Here is a 16,397-nt window from a genome sequence, read left to right as displayed (position 1 = left end):
CCGATTAAAAGATACCGGTTGTATAACCGATTCTACCGAAAAAGCCATCCGAAGGAGACGGATTGTTCCCCTTTTGCTCATGTCCGGGACATGAAAAAGGCGACTTCGCCAAATCTTTTTGCACCTGACGAGGTCGCCTTCATCAAAAAACTCATCCGCAAGTCATCCGGCGGCAGAAGCATTTTCACTTCCATTCATTTCCCGGTGCTTGTCGGCTTTTCCTTAATTCCTCCATTCAATCAACGAAGCAAGCATGGACACGGCTCGCAAGCCGTTGGTTTGTGGCGGGTACTTGGGGAGTTCCCCCTTCCCGTGAGAGAACAATTAGTTGTACCAAATCTCTCCGCCTAAAACATCCTTTCTCGGATCATTCTCGTTAAAATCGTTGTTTTGAGGAGCATAATCCTGATAAATCTGCAAGGTTTCTAAGTTTTTCATTTTGAGCTCCTTTCTTTATAAATTGTGTTCCACTTGCCACCAAATTCTCTTAGTGGCTGACACAAATATAGTCAAAATACTTTGAGCCTGCAAATATTGTTCGGAGAAAATGCTTTCAATTAATATTTTTTATGCAAACGATTGCAGTCTTGCAGCATTTATTCACACATTTAACATTGCCACATGGTTTTCAGCCGGTTATGAGTTGTCCCTCGCGTTCCATCCATTCATGAATGTCGTGTCGTTGCGTCAATAATCTTTCACATCACGCTCACCCTTGAGGGCAGCAAGAGCGTTCTCGGTGAGGGCGAGCATTTCGTCCTGACCGGGATAGACCACCACGGGGGCGAGAAATTCTATGCGTTTACGGAGCCGGCTCACAACATAATCGCTGTAACAAAGTCCGCCCGTGAGCAACACGGCATCCACCTTTCCGTTGAGCACTGCTGCTTCGGCTGCAATGGCTTTTGCCACATGCCACAACATTGCCGACACCACCAATTCTGCATGTTTGTCTCCGGTGGCGATTCGTTCGGTGATGGCGCGCATGTCGTTGGTTCCCAAATGCGCCAACAGTCCGCCACGCGCACTGACTAGTCGAAGCAATTCCTCTTCGGTCATGCCGCTTGTGAAGCAGAGATGGATGATTTCCGACATGGGCAGCGTGCCGGTGCGTTCGGGCGAGAAAGGTCCTGCGCCGTCGAGAGCATTGTTGGCATCCACCGCCCTCCCCTTTTCGTGTGCGGCTATGGAGATGCCCCCTCCCAAATGACAGATGATGAGGTTCAGTTTGTCGTAGGTGGTTCCCCTGTCCTTGGCATATCTCCTCGCGATGGCTTTTTGGTTGAGTGCGTGCCATATACATATACGTTTCACATTAGGAAGTCCGGTAATGTGGGCTTCGGGAACCATCTCGTCAACGACGCCGGGATCTGCCACGAAACTGGGACAGCCGGGAATCAGCTCTGCGATTTCGTAGGCCAGCATGCAGCCGAGGTCGCAGGCGTGCTGATGAAAGGCTTTCTTTTGGTCGGTTATCATCTGCGGATTTACGCGGAACACGCCACTGGGGACGGCCTTCGACAATCCGCCGCGCCCCACTGTGGCATCGAAATCGAGCGGAATGTCGCGTCGTTTCAGTTCGTCGAGCACGTGTTGTTTGCGAAACTCATATTGGTCGGATATCTTCTCGAACCTGCTCAGTTCTTCCCGGCTATGTTTGATGTCTTCCACGAAGAGCAATTCCTCGTTGCGCGACACAGAAATCTTCGTCGATGTGGAGCCGGGATTGATGGCTAATATCTTATAAGTCTTGTTCATTGTCGGTAGTTATCAATGTTGCGAGTGCCAAACTATAAAACTTCGATTGCACGCTGTCGCCCCGGCTGGGGAGCACCACGGGAACTTTCGTTCCTTGCAGCACGGCTGCCGTTTCGGTTTGAGCAAAGAGCGTAATGGTCTTGTAGAACACGTTGCCTGCCTCGATGTCGGGGAAGACCAACGCGTCGGCGTCGCCTTCGATGGGGGATGCTATCTTTTTGGCTTGCAACGCTTCCGGAGAGCAGGATGTCTTCAGGTCGAGTGGTCCGTCCACGATACACGTTCCGAACTTTCCCTCGCGCGCCATGCGTTTGATTTCTTCATATCCGACCGTAAAGGGGAAGTGGCGTTCATCGGGTTTCTCGGTGCAATGGATGAGCGACACCTTCGGGCACGCCACATGAAACTTGTGGCAAATGTTCACGATGTATTCCACTTGTGCCACGCGTTGTTCCTGTGTGGGATAGGGAATGACCGCCGGGTCGGTGAAGAAGAGCAATTTGTGGTAATTGGAAATCATTGCCGCGGAGACGTGGGTGAGAACTTTTCCCTTGGGCAAGATGCCTTTCTCCTTGTTGAGCACGGCACGGAGCAGCACGTCGGTATTCACAAATCCTTTCATGAGCACTTGTGCCTCGCCCTCTCGAACGAGCCTGACGCTCTTTTCCGAAGCGTCTTCCGGACTGTCTGCCGTGAGGGTGTCGAAGCGTCCCTTGTACCGGTCTGTCGTTGCTTCCGAACCTATCATGATGGGATTGAGGAAGCCCGCGTTGGCGGCTTTTTCCACGGCGTCACGTGTATGGTCGTCTTCGGGCCATGCCACGGCTGCAGTTCTTTTTATCTTGTGTTCGCCAAGATAATCCGCCAACCGGCTGAAATCTTCGATGGGGCTTGCTGGTTTCATCATTGCTATTCAAGTTTGAGGTTGTACGATTATAATCATTTCTTGAAAAGCAAAGTTACAAAAAAGATTTTTTTTTCAAAAGAAAATGTTGATTTTCTACATTCTTTTTTTTCATTCCTCGCTGAAAAATCCAAAGAACACCGGAAATTCATCGCCGGTTCTTCCACCATTGCGGATGGGCGTTGGGGCGGAATTGCCTCGTTACATGGCATTTCTCTTTATTTAGCCGGGGCGTTGAAAACGCGAAAAATCTTTCCCGGGGATATGGGAAAAGTTCAACAATGTCCTAAATTTTCTTCATTCCTCCATCCAAAGTTTAGCTTTTGCACGCCGATTCATGACCTTTTGCACTGCAAAAGCTAAGCTTTCGGCGTGCAAAAGCTTACCTTTCAATTGTAATTAATATCACCCTGATTATCAACAGGTTACGAAGCATGTGTCGGATACGTTTTTTGTAATGTAATTTCGTAGTGATGGTCGGGGCGGATATTCGCCATCAAGCGTCTGTTTACCATCATCTGAATATGAATCGGGGTGAGAGGGTTGGCACCATCCGGCATTGGAACAGAATACGTCCCGGGCGCATGATTTGATGCAACCTTGCGTGGGGTTTCCACAAAATCATTCAGGACATCACCGGAAAAAAAATAAAGGATTTCTCTTTGCCGTGCGACATTGGGAAATCCTGATTTGAGATAAGCCGTTGCCCGCCGTGGATATGCGGACGGGGAACGGAGGGTTTGGGGAAGGTCAGAACTCGTAGTGTTTTGCCAGTCCGCCTTCGCTGGTCTCCTTGTAGAGCGATGGCAGGTCGTGTCCGGTCTGCTTCATCACTTCCACCACATGGTCGAACAGAACGCGGTGTCTTCCATCGCTGAAGTTGGCATAGAGCTGGGCATCGAGGGCGCGACAAGCGGCAAAGGCGTTGCGTTCGATGCAAGGTATCTGCACCAGTCCGCACACCGGGTCGCAAGTCATTCCAAGGTGATGTTCCAACCCCATCTCGGCTGCATACTCTATCTGTGCGGGGCTGCCTCCGAAGAGTTGGCAGGAGGCTGCCGATGCCATGGCGCAAGCTACGCCTACCTCGCCCTGACAGCCTACTTCCGCGCCGGAGATGGAGGCGTTGCGCTTGACGATGTTGCCGAAGATGCCTGCCGTGGCAAGTGCGCGCAGCATTTTCCGTTCGGAGAAAGAGTGCACGTTATAGATATGGTAGAGCACTGCGGGCACTACTCCACACGAGCCACAGGTGGGTGCGGTTACGATGGTGCCGCCCGATGCGTTCTCCTCGCTCACTGCCAAGGCATAGGCATACACCAGTCCGCGACTTTGCAGCGATGCTTTGTATCCGCGTGCCTTCACGTAATAGTTGGAGGCTTTTCGGCGCAGTTTCAGCGGTCCGGGCAGTGCGCCTTCGGTATCGAGTCCGTGCTCTATGGCGTGTTGCATGGTTTGCCACACTTCGTGCAGGTAGTCCCATATCTCCGGGCCTTCGCTCAGCTCCACATATTCCCAGAAGCCGCGCCCCGTTTCCTCGCACCAGTCCTTTATTTCTTGCAAGGTCTTGAACTTGTAGATGGGTTTGGTGTAGAAATAGTCGTCTTCGCCCAACCCTTCCGAGAGCGCGCCGCCGCCAACGCTGTACACCGTCCATTCGTCGGTGATGGATCCTGTCTCATCGAACGACTTGAAGAGCATGCCGTTGGTATGATAAGGCAGCACTTCGTTGGCTTTCCACACGATGCTCACCGGAGCTATCTTGCTCAGCACTTCGGTGATGGCAACATCGGTGAGGTGCCCTTTGCCGGTGGCTGCCAAACTGCCGTAGAGCGTTACTTCAAATGCCTTGGCCTTAGGATGTCGCTCCGCGAAAACGAGGGATGCCTTCTGCGGCCCCATGGTGTGGCTGCTGGAAGGTCCTTTTCCTATTCTGTAAATTTCTTTTATTGACTCCATATCTGTATTGCTTATGTCCCGGGAGCCTGTCAGCCTTCTGCCGTTTTCCGTTTCGTTCCTTTCGAAAGCCCGCGGTCATTGGCGAAAATCTGTTTCTGCCGAAGACGTTGCAAATGTACTCAATAATTTAGAGATACACCATAATAATTTGTGAAAAATACTAAGTTTTTCCGGTGCAATCTTTAATAGTTCGCAAAACCGCCGACCATGCTTCGCCCGGTATGGCATAACGGACGGCGAAAGAAAAGAAGGAAAAGGAGAAAGAGGGGATGAAAAGATAACAAAGATTAACACAGCTTTGGCTTGACATTGCACTCATTGTGCACAATTGATGAGTATATTTGCAGACACGATTTGTTGATGTGCCATTCAACGCTTCGGAACTAACACGGACGAACCGACACGGAACCCGGCACGATGTCGCGCAGTCGAGAACCTTTATAATAGTCAATTAATTAAGAATGAAAGCAGAAAACACAAACGAGATGAACGGCAGGAAATGGTCGAAGGAGGAGGTAGGCAGGATTAAGAACATCATCGTGGAGAGCTTCAGGGGTCTGATGGAGTTGGGACCTGAGAGCCGACTGCGCTGGACGGGTACGCAATGCGACTTGGTGGAACTGGCGCATTTGGTTTGGGAAACAGGCAAACTGCGCGATGAACGGGGGATGCCGATGGGATTTCGCGACATCGTGGAGCGAATCTGTGGCACGTTGCATTGCAAGCCGCCGAAGAATCCTTCCACGGTCATCGTCAGAATACGCGAGCGGAAGAACATCAGGGTGTGCTCGGTCGTCGAGCGGTATCTCTACCTGCTTTTCTTTCAGTCCATCCGTTCACCGATGTTGCTCGATATCCGAAGTGGCGAACAAGTAGGGACGCCTGCCGTACTTATGGAAAGGATGACGAAGAGAAACGCAAGACAAAAAGCCTCACTGCCCCACCATTAATAATAAGGTGAGAATAATGGTATCAATAAGATGGGAATGATGGTATCAATAAGGTGGGGATGATGGTATCAATAAGGTGGGAATGATGGGAATTTCCAACCTCCTCCCTCGCCATTGACACCTATCCGGCAATGGGCAAATCAGCGGTTGCCACTTCATTGATGTTTCTTTGGCGAGAAGTGTGGTTTTGAAGAATGAAAGGAGAAAAAATGAAAATATCAAGATGAATATTTGGGTAATTCCAATTTTGTGTGTATCTTTGCATCCGCTTTCGCCGATATGGCTCAGTTGGTAGAGCAACGCATTCGTAATGCGTAGGTCCCCGGTTCGAGTCCGGGTATCGGCTCATGGTAGCGAAGTGTTCGTTTTCCTCAATTCATTTTTTTACGCATATTGAGAGAAAGCACGACTGCCGTTCACGCGGAATTAGCACATCGGTAGTGCACGGGCTTCCCAAGCCTGAGAGGCGGGTTCGATTCCCGTATTCCGCTCTTTTGCGAGCGGTTCGTTTTTCTTATCAGCGAAGTTTTTATATCCCTCATCCTTGATTTGTAAATCTGACGCCACTCTCCCCATGTCGGGACGTGTGGGGCAAGGTCTTGATTTATGGACTTTGCCCCGAGCGGAGCTTTCCTCACAGTTCCACCACCGTGATGCCGGCTCCGCCAAACTGTACGTGTTCATCGCGAAAATCGCGCACATTGGGAACGGTTCGCAGGTATTCCCGGATGAGATTGCGCAAGATGCCGTTGCCCTTTCCATGCAGGATGCGCACTTGCGAAACGCCCACGAGGATGGCATCGTCGATGAAGTATTGCACTTGTCTGACGGCTTCTTCGCCCCGCACGCCCCGCAGGTCGAGCTCTTGCTTAAACTGATTGCGATGACTGTCTATCGTCTCGCGCGTCTGTCGGCTGTAGGAGTAAGCCCGGATGTCCGGTGCAGCATCGCTTTTGCTTGCGGGCTCCGCGTGTTCTATCCTTGCGAGAGGCATTTTTGTTCGCATGGAGCCAAAGATGATGGTGGCTTGTTTTCCTTCCATGCTCTCTATTTTTCCCACGGTGGTCAGACCTTTTACGCGAACGCTGTCGCCGTCCCGGAAGGCTTTGTCATCGTTAAGTTTCTGAATGGCTGCACGCAGCGATTTGGCAGTTGCCTGCTTGCGTTCGTTCTTGTCTTTCTGATGTTGCTCATGTCTCAGTTTTCTGTTTTTCATGGCTTCCATCTTCTTTTCAAACTCCTCATCGGTGAGCAGTCCTCCCTCTCGCATGCTCTGTTTTTTGTTCGGTGTTTGCCGGTCGCTCTTTGGTACATTCTGCCTGGTTTCTCCCGATAGGATGTCGTTTTCGTAGGCGGAAAGTTGTTGCCGCAGTTGTTTGGTAGCTTCTTTCTCCGCCTGTTGTTCCTTGATTTCCCGAATTACATTTTCTATTTTTCGATTGCTCTCCCTGAAGAGTTCTTCCGCCCGTTCCTTTGCCCTGTTGAGGATTTGTTTTCTGCTGTCGTCAATTTCCTCCAATTCCCGTTGATAGCGTGCAATGGCTTTTTCCAATTCCTTTTCCTTTCCGTGAATGGTTTGGCGTTTGCTTTCCCAATAGCGTTTGTCGCGCACAATATCCTGCAGATACTTGTCGCTCCGGATGTATTCAGAGCCTGCGATTTGCGCCGCATCGCTTATCACCTCTTCGGGCAAGCCGGTCTTTCGGGCTATCTCTATTGCGAAAGAGCTGCCGGGTCGTCCGATGGCGAGTTGGAAGAGGGGTTGCATTTTGTGTCGGTCGTAGAGCATTGCGCCGTTTGCCACTCCGGGGTGTTCGTCGGCAAAGTGTTTCAGGTTGCGATAGTGTGTGGTGATGACCGCCCATGCCTTTTGTTGCCAAAACCTTTTGAGCACCGCTTCGGCTATTGCCGCTCCCATCTGTGGTTCTGTTCCCGTTCCGAACTCATCGATGAGGATAAGGGTTCGCCGGTCGGCGTGGCGCATCATGTTCTTCATGTTCAACAGGTGCGAGGAATAGGTACTGAGGTCGTTCTCTATGCTTTGTTCATCGCCGATGTCTATCATAATCTTGTCGAATGTTCCCACCGTTGAGCGTTCGCCTATGGGTATGGCGAGTCCGCATTGCAACATGTATTGCAGCAGTCCCACCGTTTTCAGGCAGACCGATTTTCCGCCGGCGTTGGGGCCGGAGATGATGAGGATGCGTCGGTCGCCGGTGAGTTGTATGTTGAGGGGTACCATTGTTGTGGGTTTCTCCTCCTTGCCGGTGTCGTCGGTGTGCGGTGCAGTTTTCTTTGCCAACGAGCGTTGGAGTAGCGGATGCACGGCGTTTATCCAGTCGATGTGAGGTTGTAGCAGCACTTCCGGTTCAAAAGCCTTGAAGGACAGGGCGAGTTCCGCTTTGGCGCGGATGAAGTCTATCCGGGCAAGGAATTGATAAGAATGGAGCAGTTCGTCGGCATGTGGTCGCACCATGGCGGCAAACTCCACGAGGATGCGCACCATCTCGCGTCGTTCGGCGTTTTCCAGTTCGCGCACCTTGTTGTTGGCTTCCACCACTTCGGTGGGTTCCACATACACCGTTTTGCCCGTTGCGCTCTCATCGTGCACGATGCCGGGGATTTTTCGTTTCAGTCCGGGAACGACCGGTATGACGAGTCTTCCGTCGCGCAGTGTGGGTGCGACGTCTTTTTCCACCACTCCTTCGCTTTGAGCCGATAGGAGGATGCTGTGGAGTGTGCGCGAGATGCTGCCCTTTGCCCTTTTCAGTTCGTGGCGGATGCGCAGTAGTTCGGGTGAGGCGGTGTCGCGCATATTGCCGAACTTATCTATGATTTTGTCTGTCTGCCTCACGATTTGCGGAAAAGTGGCAACCCCTTCCGTGAGTGCGAAGAGGGCGGGAAAGTCTCTTTTCATCTCGCCATTGTCTTGTTGTTCTCCGGCGGCGAGAAAGTTTACGACGAGGATGATGGTTTCGAGCGAACGCTTCAGGTCGAACAACTCCTCCACCTCCATGTGCGTACCTTGCAGTCGGACGCGCATCAGGCTTTCTCTGAGGTCGAACACGTTGGCGAGTGGAAATTCGTCGTTTCCCTCCTCTATGCGTCTGAACTCTCGCAGCTCGTCCATGCGGCGGTTGATGTTATCGGTGTCGGCAGAAAATTCCATTTTGTCCACCTCTTCTTTTCCGAGTGTTGAGAGACAGTGTTGCCGGAGCAGTTGGCGTATTTCGTCAAAACCGGTTTTTTGCTCAAAATTTCGTGGGTATGTCATGAATTGCCGTTGAATGTTTGATGTGTTTCGGGACGGGCCGTCCCCGTTGTTGTCGGTGGCGCAAAGTTACGATAATTCTTTCAATAATGATAACGGCGGATAAATAAATTTGCCTTTCCGGAGCGCAGAACGTGCGTTAATTCTTTGGTGGTTGGATGATTTTTTCGTAAATTTGTCGCCTGATGAACGCATTGATTTTAAGAACCCCCGGCAGTCGGCTCGCGCTCTCTTGCGAAGAGGCGCGAAATGGCGCAACAAGGAGGACGAGCCGATGTTGAAAGAGTTTCTGCTTGTGGGCGCGGGCAGCTTCATGGGTGGCGGCTTGCGCTACCTTGTTTCCAAGCTGATGCGACTGTGGATAACGTCGGACTTTCCGTTGGGCACGTTCACGGTGAACGTCTTGGGCTGTCTGATTATTGGTTTCCTCACCGGTTTGTCCGTGGGAGATCGGCTCTCGCCGAGCGTTAAAATTCTTCTTACCACCGGTTTCTGCGGTGGCTTCACCACGTTTTCCACCTTCATCAACGAGACTTCGCTGCTTGCCAATGACGATCGCAGGTTCATGGCTGTTTTCACGGTTCTTGCCTCTCTGTTGTTTGGTGTTCTTGCGGTTTTTGCCGGTCAGCAGTTGGCGAAATATTGCCGATGACCGCTATGCGCGATGTTGTTCGCGCAGCAGGTCGTTGACGTTCTTCACGGGATTGAACGTGATGGCAGGCACTTCCACGAAGATGGTGTTCCAATCGCTCATTGCTCCGTTCCAAAGTCCGGGCAGTTCCAAGGCTTTCAGTTCTCTGCCGTTCTTCGACTTGCTGCTGATGAAGCCTGTCGAGGGGTCGATGAATCGGGTCAGGGGGAAAGGTTTTCCTTCCTCGTCTCTGATGCCGCAAACGAGATCAACGGGATTGAAATGCGTTCCTTCGCGGAACATCCTGCAATAGTTTTCATTCTGTTTGTCGATTTGTGAGCTTTCCAAAATCTGCAAACTCACTGTTCCGTCGGCGTTGTAGGCATAGAACGGACCGCCGCCCGGCTCGCCGCTGTTCCTGACCATTCCACAGACGCGCATGGGGCGATTGAACTTGCGCAGCAGATAGTCGGTCAGTTGGGTTTCGCTCATCTTTGCCGCCGCGTCGTTGTGGCAGCACAGGTCGTTCTCCAAGAACCTGAGCATGGTGGCAAGGTCGGAAGCGTTGCGATTGCCTGCCTTGAGTTGTCTGACAAAGTTGAAAACTTTTTCTTGCAAATCCACCAACACGCCGGCGATAATCTTCTTCCATCGTGTTGTTTCGGCTTTCAGGCCATCGGGAACGATGTTGTCGATGTTCTTGATGAACACCACGTCGGCCTCTGTCTCGTCGAGATTGCGGATGAGTGCGCCGTGTCCTCCGGGTCGGAAGAGCAACGTGCCGTCTTCGTTTCTGAAGGGGGTGTTGGCGGGGTTGGCGGCAGGGGTGTCGGTGCTTTCCTTCTGTTCGGAGAAGGTGATGTCGTATTTCACGCCGAAACGTGATTCGTAGTCAGGCAGCACTTCGTTCACCTTTGCGCGGAAGAGTTCGCGATGCTCGTTCGAGACGGTGAAATGCACCTTTGCCACTCCGCCGGTCGCGGCATATTGGGCAGCTTCCACCAGATGTTCCTCCATGGGGGTTCGCACGCCGTCGGCATAGCGGTGGAAGCTGAGCAGTCCTTTTGGCAGCTGTCCGTAGTTGAGTCCTTCGGGAAGCAGCAGGTTGCGCACCACTGCCTTGTGGCGTCCGGCGGCAGTCAGTTCTGCGATTGTCATCCCCTCGTTGCGCCGGCACGTTGCGTTCAACTCATCGAAGAAGGCGAAGTGCCCGATGTCGGCAAAGAACCGTTTTTCAAAGTCGGTGGCGGGAGCATCGCAATCGGCATCGAGATAGGCAAAGAGGCTTTTGAACATTCGGCTTGCCGCTCCCGATGCGGGAACGAACTTCACCACCTCTGCCCCTCCGGCAAGATAGTTTTCCCAGCGTTGTTCAAACCGTTGGTTGTCAGCCTCCGACGTTTGCACGATTCCGTTGCCTGGCGTTGCCGCTCCGCGCAGTCGCAGGAAGGGAAATCCTTGTTTGAAACAATCCATCTGACGCTCAAAGTCGGCACTGCTGATGCCTTTCCGGTTCAATAGTTTTTCATCTTCTTTTGTTAGCATAGACCTGAAGTTTTTAGTAAGTAGGTATTTAGGGCAAAATTACTTACTTTTTCTTAAATTACATAACGTTTCATCATTTTTTTGTACCTTTGTCATAAGAAATTATCAAGAGGCATGTACGCGAAGAATATTTTTACAAAGGAGGAAAAAGAAAGTTTCGGAAAGTTGTTCGAGGAACTTAAATCCGCATTGGGTGAACTGCTGCCGGCGGAGGACCAACGGAAGATTGCCGCTCACATCCGCATGACGGAGCAACAGAACGCCGTGGAGCGCAACGTCTTCGGACTGAACACGTTGTTGTGCTCGCTGCAAACGGCGTTGATAGCCGTAAACGACATCGGGCTGAAGCGCGACTCGGTGCTCGCCGTACTCGTTTACAACAGTTACGTGTCGGGCATCTTCTCCCTCGACGACATTGCCCGCGAGTTCGGCAAAGGCGTGGCAACCATCATCGGCGGACTTGCCCGCGTCCGGGAGCTGTATAAGAAAAATCCCGCCATCGAGAGCGAGAATTTCCGCAACCTGCTGCTGTCGTTCGCCGAGGACATGCGCGTCATCCTCATCATGATTGCCGACCGCCTGAATCTCATGCGTCAAATCCGCGACACGCCCAACGAGGACGCCAGACGGGAAGTGGCAGAAGAGGCCATCTATCTCTACGCACCTTTGGCACACAAGTTGGGACTCTACAGGCTCAAGAGCGAATTGGAAGACCTGTCGCTGAAATATCTCGAACATGATGCCTACTACCACATCAAGGAGAAACTGAACCAGACCAAGGCGGCACGCGACGCGTACATCAGGGAGTTCATCACACCGGTGAGCCGCGAACTGCAAAATGCCGGGCTGCGCTTCCATATCAAGGGCAGAACGAAGTCGATACATTCCATTTGGCAGAAGATGAAAAAACAGAAATGTGCCTTCGAGGGCATCTACGACCTCTTCGCCATCCGCATCATTCTCGATGCACCACCCGAAAGGGAGAAAATGCAGTGCTGGCAAGCCTACTCCATCGTTACCGACATGTATCAGCCCAACCCCAAACGACTGCGCGACTGGCTGTCGGTACCGAAATCGAACGGCTACGAATGTCTGCACATCACCGTGCTCGGACCGGGAAAGAAATGGGTGGAAGTGCAGATACGCTCCGAAAGAATGGACGAGGTGGCTGAACACGGACTCGCCGCCCACTGGCGATATAAAGGCGTGAAAGCGGAAGGCGGCATGGACGATTGGCTCGCTTCCATACGCTCGGCACTCGAAGCAGGCAGCAACCTCGAAGTGATGGACCAGTTCAAGCTCGACCTCTACGACAAGGAAATCTACGTCTTCACACCAAAAGGCGACTTGCTGAAGTTTCCGACGGGCTCCACCGTGCTCGACTTTGCTTACCACATCCACACCAAGGTGGGCAACGGATGCGTGGGGGGAAAAGTGAATGGGAAAAACGTCGCCATAAAAAGCGAACTGCACAGTGGCGACACCGTGGAGATAACCACCTCTGCCAACCAAACGCCCAAAAGAGAATGGCTCAACGTGGTGAAATCGGCACGGGCAAAGGCAAAAATACGACAGGCTCTCAAGGAATTGCAGGTGAAACAGGGAGCTTTCGCAAAGGAAATGCTCGAACGAAAGTTCAAAAACAAAAAAATAGAAATAGAGGAACACACCCTGTCGGTGGTCATCAGACAACTCGGATTTAAGGAAACATCAGACTTCTACAGGCAGATAGCAGAAGAGAAAATCGACCTTAACGACGTAGTGGACGAATATCAAAAAAACTACAACCGACTGCACAACCTCGAGGAACGAAAAGAAGCAGAGAGCGCAGAGAATTTCGAGCTGGAAAACGACACGGAGGAACTCATCAAAGACAATGAAGACGTGCTCGTCATCGACCGCAACCTCAAAGGCGTGGAATTCTCTCTCGCCAAATGCTGCCATCCCATCTACGGCGACCCGGTCTTCGGATTCGTAACCATCAGCGGCGGTATCAAAATCCATCGCAAGGACTGCCCCAACGCACCGGAACTCATCCGGCGGTTCGGCTATCGCGTGGTGAAAGCGCGCTGGAGCGGAAAAGGCACATCGAACTACAGCATCACCCTGCGCGTCATCGGAAACGACGACATCGGCATCGTGAGCAACATCACCAACCTGCTCTCCAAGGAAGAGAAAGTGGTGGTGCGCTCCATTAACATCGATTCACACGACGGACTCTTCTCCGGCAATCTCGTCATACTCATAGAAGACACCTCGAAACTGAAAACCATCATCAAGAAACTCACAAACATCCGCGGCGTGAAGCAGGTGGCAAGACTATGACCATCGCGCATGATGCAACGAGAACCTATGGCACAGCACAACGAAAAAATATTGAAAGACGGCATACCGCCAGAAGGATTGTTTTGCTATCAAAAAGCAAATGCGGCGTTTGAACTGACCTTCAGGTTCTGCAAACGATTTCTGCCCCTATACGGCGACCGCACCGTTGACCAAATGAACCAAGCAGCACGGTCGGGCAAGCAGAACATCGTGGAAGGCATGGCAGACGGCATGACCTCGACAAAGACACAACTGAAACTGCTGAATGTGGCACGAGCATCGTTGAAAGAACTGTGCGAAGACTATACCGACTATCTGCACACGCGCCAGCTAACGTTGTGGGACAAGCATCATCCGCGGTATGACAAAATGCTGCGCTATTGTCGCGCGCACAACAAGGCAGAGGATTACATGGGCTTTGCTGACAAATGGACGGCAGAGGAATTTTGCAACACGCTGGTTACGCTGTGCCACTTTACGGACAAGATGTTGTGCAACCTTCTTGATGTGCTGCAAAGGCAGTTTATAGAGCAAGGTGGCATTACCGAGCGGATGTATGCTGCCCGCACGGGCTACCGCAAGCAGCAAGATGAGCTAATGAAGAAACTACAAACTGAAAACACACAGCTAAAGGCTGAAAACCAACAGCTAAAGGCTGAAAACGAAAGGCTGAAAGCAATGGTGAAAAACAACAAGCAACTATAGTCTCCCGGAAAAACCAGAAATCTAGAAAACTAGAAAACTAGAAAATCTAGAAAACTAGAGAGTCTAGAAAATCTAGAAACCCCAGAAAAAAATCTCAACCGAGCCAACAGCACAACAGGCTCACTGTTGGATAAATTGAGTTAAAAATCATGCCCACCCCTTGTTGTTACAGAGAAAATTCTTAACTTTGTGGGAATTTACGAAGAGAACAAAAAATGACAAACCCCGCAGAGAAGAAAGGACAACACGTAAATCCTTTCTTTTTACCATACGACACGCCACACAACACGGTGCCCTTCGACAAGATAACCCTTGCCGACTATGAGGAAGCCATGCTCGAAGGCATACGCAGAGAAAACGAACAGATAGAGAAAACCATCAACGACCCGGAAGAACCCACCTTCGACAATACCCTCATTCGAGAAGACGAGGTAAAGGGACGCAAACACTATTACGACTTGCTGTCAAGAGTCGAAACCGTGTTCTTCAACATGCTCAGCGCAGAAACCAACGACGAAATGGACGCACTGGCACAAAAAATGAGCCCCATACTGACGAAACACGCCAACGACGTGAGCCTGAACCCCAAACTCTTCAAGCGCATCAAGGCAGTACACGAAAAACACCGCGAACTGACACCCGAAGAAAACAAACTGCTCGAAGAGAGCTACGACGGCTTCGTAAGGAGTGGCGCACTGCTCAGCGACACCGACAAAGACAAACTGCGCAAAATCTCGGAAGAAGCCTCCATGCTGGCATTGCAATTCTCGCAAAACCTGCTCAAGGAAAACAAAGCCTTCACGCTGCACATCACCGACGAAAAACAACTCGGCGGACTGCCCGACACCGTGCGCGAGGCAGCAGCAACAACGGCAAAGGAACAAGGCAGGAAAGGATGGGTCATCACGCTCGACCAACCCAGCTACGGTCCATTCATGACCTACAGCAACGAACGCAAACTGCGCGAACAACTCTATATGGCACGCGCCACAATGGGCATCAGAAACAACAACGAAAACAACCTCGCAGTGTGCCAACGACTCATCAACCTGAGAAGAGAAATGGCACAACTACTGGGCTACGACACCTATGCCGACTACGTCATGAAATACAGAATGGCAGCAAACGTAGAAAACGTGTACCGACTGCTCGACAACCTCATCGACGCCTACAAGCCCACCGCAATCAAGGAACGTGCCGAAATTGAAACACTGGCGAGAAAACACGAAGGCAACGACTTCCAACTCATGCCGTGGGACATCGCCTACTACGCCCATAAACTGAAGTTGGAAAAATATAACCTCGACCCCGAAACACTGCGCCCCTACTTTGAACTGAGCAACGTCATCAAAGGCGTCTTCGGACTGGCAACAAGACTCTACGGCATCACATTCAAAGAAAACAACAACATACCCACCTATCACCCCGACGTGAAACCTTACGAAGTGTTCGACAAGGACGGAACATATCTTGCCGTGCTCTACGTGGATTTCTTCCCGAGAAAAGGCAAACGCGACGGCGCATGGATGACCGAATATCAGGGACAACGCATCACCAAGGAAGGAGAAAACATCCGCCCGCACGCATCGCTGGTGATGAACTTCTCGAAACCCACCACAGAAAAACCCGCACTGCTCCGACTCAGCGAAGTGGAAACCTTCCTGCACGAGTTCGGACACTCACTGCACGGCATGTTCGCCAACAGCCGGTTTGAAAGCCAATCAGGAACAAACGTCTGGTGGGACTTCGTGGAACTACCCTCACAATTCATGGAAAACTTCGCCGTGGAAAAAGACTTCCTCCGCACGTTCGCCTTCCACTACCAAACCGGCGAACCCATGCCCGACGAACTCATAGACAAAATCATCGCGGGACGAAACTTCCAAGTCGCAACAGCGTGTCTGCGACAAGTCAGCTTCGGACTGCTGGACATGGCTTACTACACACAAAAAAACGAGTTCAAGGCAGACATCATGCCATTCGAAAAAAAAGCATGGGCAAAAGCCATCATCGGAAAACAACTCGACAATACCTGCATGACCACCCAGTTCTCCCACATCATGGCAGGAGGATACGCAGCAGGCTACTACAGCTATAAATGGGCAGAAGTACTCGACGCAGACGCCTTCAGCCTGTTCAAGAAAAACGGCATCTTCGACAAGGCAACGGCACAAAGCTTCCGAGACAACATCCTCGCAAAGGGAAACACCGAACACCCCATGACGCTCTACAAACGATTCCGCGGACAGGAACCCACCATAGACGCACTGCTGGAACGCAACGGCATAAAAAACAAGCAAGGGGGAAAACAATAAACAAAGGCGAGAAAACAAAACCGAAGCAGGCAGA

Annotated in this window: 12 protein-coding genes and 2 tRNA genes; 9 read left to right on the top strand and 5 right to left on the bottom strand. The window is 51.4% G+C overall.

Going from position 1 to position 16,397, the window contains the following annotated elements; genetic code table 11:
- Positions 1-90: 90 nt before the first annotated feature.
- Positions 91-351: a hypothetical protein gene (locus tag E0E16_RS13950; protein WP_130829874.1), complete on the top strand. Its 261-nt coding sequence runs from the start codon at positions 91-93 to the stop codon at positions 349-351.
- Positions 352-687: 336 nt separating this feature from the next.
- Here E0E16_RS13950 and buk read toward each other — a convergent pair whose 3' ends face one another.
- Together buk and E0E16_RS07930 are read right to left on the bottom strand one after the other, a co-directional pair.
- Positions 688-1,758, bottom strand: coding sequence for a butyrate kinase (gene buk / locus E0E16_RS07935; RefSeq protein WP_130829873.1), 1,071 nt, complete (start codon positions 1,756-1,758; stop codon positions 688-690).
- Positions 1,742-2,665, bottom strand: coding sequence for a phosphate acyltransferase (locus tag E0E16_RS07930; protein WP_130829872.1), 924 nt, complete (start codon positions 2,663-2,665; stop codon positions 1,742-1,744). Before E0E16_RS07930 ends, buk begins: the two co-directional genes overlap by 17 nt.
- A 39-nt stretch (positions 2,666-2,704) precedes the next feature.
- Here E0E16_RS07930 and E0E16_RS07925 point away from each other — a divergent pair, with 39 nt between their 5' ends.
- Positions 2,705-3,025, top strand: a complete 321-nt coding sequence (locus tag E0E16_RS07925; RefSeq protein ID WP_130829871.1) for a hypothetical protein — start codon at positions 2,705-2,707, stop codon at positions 3,023-3,025.
- Between the two features lie 387 nt (positions 3,026-3,412).
- Here the strand turns inward: E0E16_RS07925 and E0E16_RS07920 are convergent, their stop codons facing one another.
- Positions 3,413-4,621 carry an L-serine ammonia-lyase gene (locus E0E16_RS07920; protein WP_130829870.1) on the bottom strand — a complete coding sequence of 403 codons (1,209 nt, stop codon included), beginning with the start codon at positions 4,619-4,621 and terminating at the stop codon, positions 3,413-3,415.
- A gap of 461 nt (positions 4,622-5,082) precedes the next feature.
- Here E0E16_RS07920 and E0E16_RS07915 point away from each other — a divergent pair, with 461 nt between their 5' ends.
- From E0E16_RS07915 to E0E16_RS07905, 3 genes are all read left to right on the top strand, one after another.
- Positions 5,083-5,571 (top strand): hypothetical protein, encoded by a 489-nt coding sequence (locus tag E0E16_RS07915; protein ID WP_181951338.1) that lies wholly within the window; start codon positions 5,083-5,085, stop codon positions 5,569-5,571.
- A gap of 273 nt (positions 5,572-5,844) precedes the next feature.
- Positions 5,845-5,917, top strand: a tRNA-Thr gene (locus E0E16_RS07910).
- A gap of 74 nt (positions 5,918-5,991) precedes the next feature.
- A tRNA-Gly gene (locus E0E16_RS07905) sits at positions 5,992-6,062 on the top strand.
- Positions 6,063-6,205: 143 nt separating this feature from the next.
- Here the strand turns inward: E0E16_RS07905 and E0E16_RS07900 are convergent.
- Positions 6,206-8,845, bottom strand: coding sequence for an endonuclease MutS2 (locus E0E16_RS07900; RefSeq protein ID WP_130829869.1), 2,640 nt, complete (start codon positions 8,843-8,845; stop codon positions 6,206-6,208).
- Between the two features lie 109 nt (positions 8,846-8,954).
- Here E0E16_RS07900 and crcB point away from each other — a divergent pair, with 109 nt between their 5' ends.
- A complete protein-coding gene (gene crcB / locus E0E16_RS07895; RefSeq protein WP_321166769.1) occupies positions 8,955-9,494 on the top strand; it encodes a fluoride efflux transporter CrcB in 540 nt (179 codons plus the stop codon).
- Between the two features lie 3 nt (positions 9,495-9,497).
- On the opposite strand, the gene E0E16_RS07890 is transcribed toward crcB, so the two are convergent.
- The gene (locus tag E0E16_RS07890; protein WP_130829868.1) at positions 9,498-11,018 is read right to left on the bottom strand and encodes a DUF4301 family protein; all 1,521 of its coding nucleotides are present in this window, start codon (positions 11,016-11,018) and stop codon (positions 9,498-9,500) included.
- Positions 11,019-11,132: 114 nt separating this feature from the next.
- Here E0E16_RS07890 and E0E16_RS07885 point away from each other — a divergent pair, with 114 nt between their 5' ends.
- The 3 genes from E0E16_RS07885 (at position 11,133) to E0E16_RS07875 (ending at position 16,363) form a co-directional block, all read left to right on the top strand.
- Positions 11,133-13,343 carry a RelA/SpoT family protein gene (locus E0E16_RS07885; RefSeq protein WP_130829867.1) on the top strand — a complete coding sequence of 737 codons (2,211 nt, stop codon included), beginning with the start codon at positions 11,133-11,135 and terminating at the stop codon, positions 13,341-13,343.
- A gap of 12 nt (positions 13,344-13,355) precedes the next feature.
- Positions 13,356-14,048, top strand: a complete 693-nt coding sequence (locus tag E0E16_RS07880) for a four helix bundle suffix domain-containing protein (RefSeq protein ID WP_130829956.1) — start codon at positions 13,356-13,358, stop codon at positions 14,046-14,048.
- Between the two features lie 215 nt (positions 14,049-14,263).
- On the top strand, positions 14,264-16,363 hold the full coding sequence (locus E0E16_RS07875) for a M3 family metallopeptidase (RefSeq protein ID WP_130829866.1): 2,100 nt from the start codon (positions 14,264-14,266) through the stop codon (positions 16,361-16,363).
- Positions 16,364-16,397 lie beyond the last annotated feature (34 nt).

Origin of the sequence: Prevotella rectalis, from assembly GCF_900607215.1 — a bacterium.
Classification (GTDB): Bacteria; Bacteroidota; Bacteroidia; order Bacteroidales; family Bacteroidaceae; genus Prevotella; species Prevotella brunnea.
The sequence above is the reverse complement of the archived record's forward strand: the minus strand, read 5'-3'. Positions and strand labels throughout refer to the sequence as shown.

Bases quoted from the DNA above. Each gene is read 5' to 3' on its own strand.
- E0E16_RS13950 (WP_130829874.1), top strand. From the start codon at position 91: ATGAAAAAGGCGACTTCGCCAAATCTTTTTGCACCTGACGAGGTCGCC.
- buk (WP_130829873.1), bottom strand. From the start codon at position 1,758: ATGAACAAGACTTATAAGATATTAGCCATCAATCCCGGCTCCACATCG.
- E0E16_RS07930 (WP_130829872.1), bottom strand. From the start codon at position 2,665: ATGATGAAACCAGCAAGCCCCATCGAAGATTTCAGCCGGTTGGCGGAT.
- E0E16_RS07920 (WP_130829870.1), bottom strand. From the start codon at position 4,621: ATGGAGTCAATAAAAGAAATTTACAGAATAGGAAAAGGACCTTCCAGC.
- E0E16_RS07915 (WP_181951338.1), top strand. From the start codon at position 5,083: ATGAAAGCAGAAAACACAAACGAGATGAACGGCAGGAAATGGTCGAAG.
- E0E16_RS07900 (WP_130829869.1), bottom strand. From the start codon at position 8,845: ATGACATACCCACGAAATTTTGAGCAAAAAACCGGTTTTGACGAAATA.
- E0E16_RS07890 (WP_130829868.1), bottom strand. From the start codon at position 11,018: ATGCTAACAAAAGAAGATGAAAAACTATTGAACCGGAAAGGCATCAGC.
- E0E16_RS07885 (WP_130829867.1), top strand. From the start codon at position 11,133: ATGTACGCGAAGAATATTTTTACAAAGGAGGAAAAAGAAAGTTTCGGA.
- E0E16_RS07880 (WP_130829956.1), top strand. From the start codon at position 13,356: ATGCAACGAGAACCTATGGCACAGCACAACGAAAAAATATTGAAAGAC.
- E0E16_RS07875 (WP_130829866.1), top strand. From the start codon at position 14,264: ATGACAAACCCCGCAGAGAAGAAAGGACAACACGTAAATCCTTTCTTT.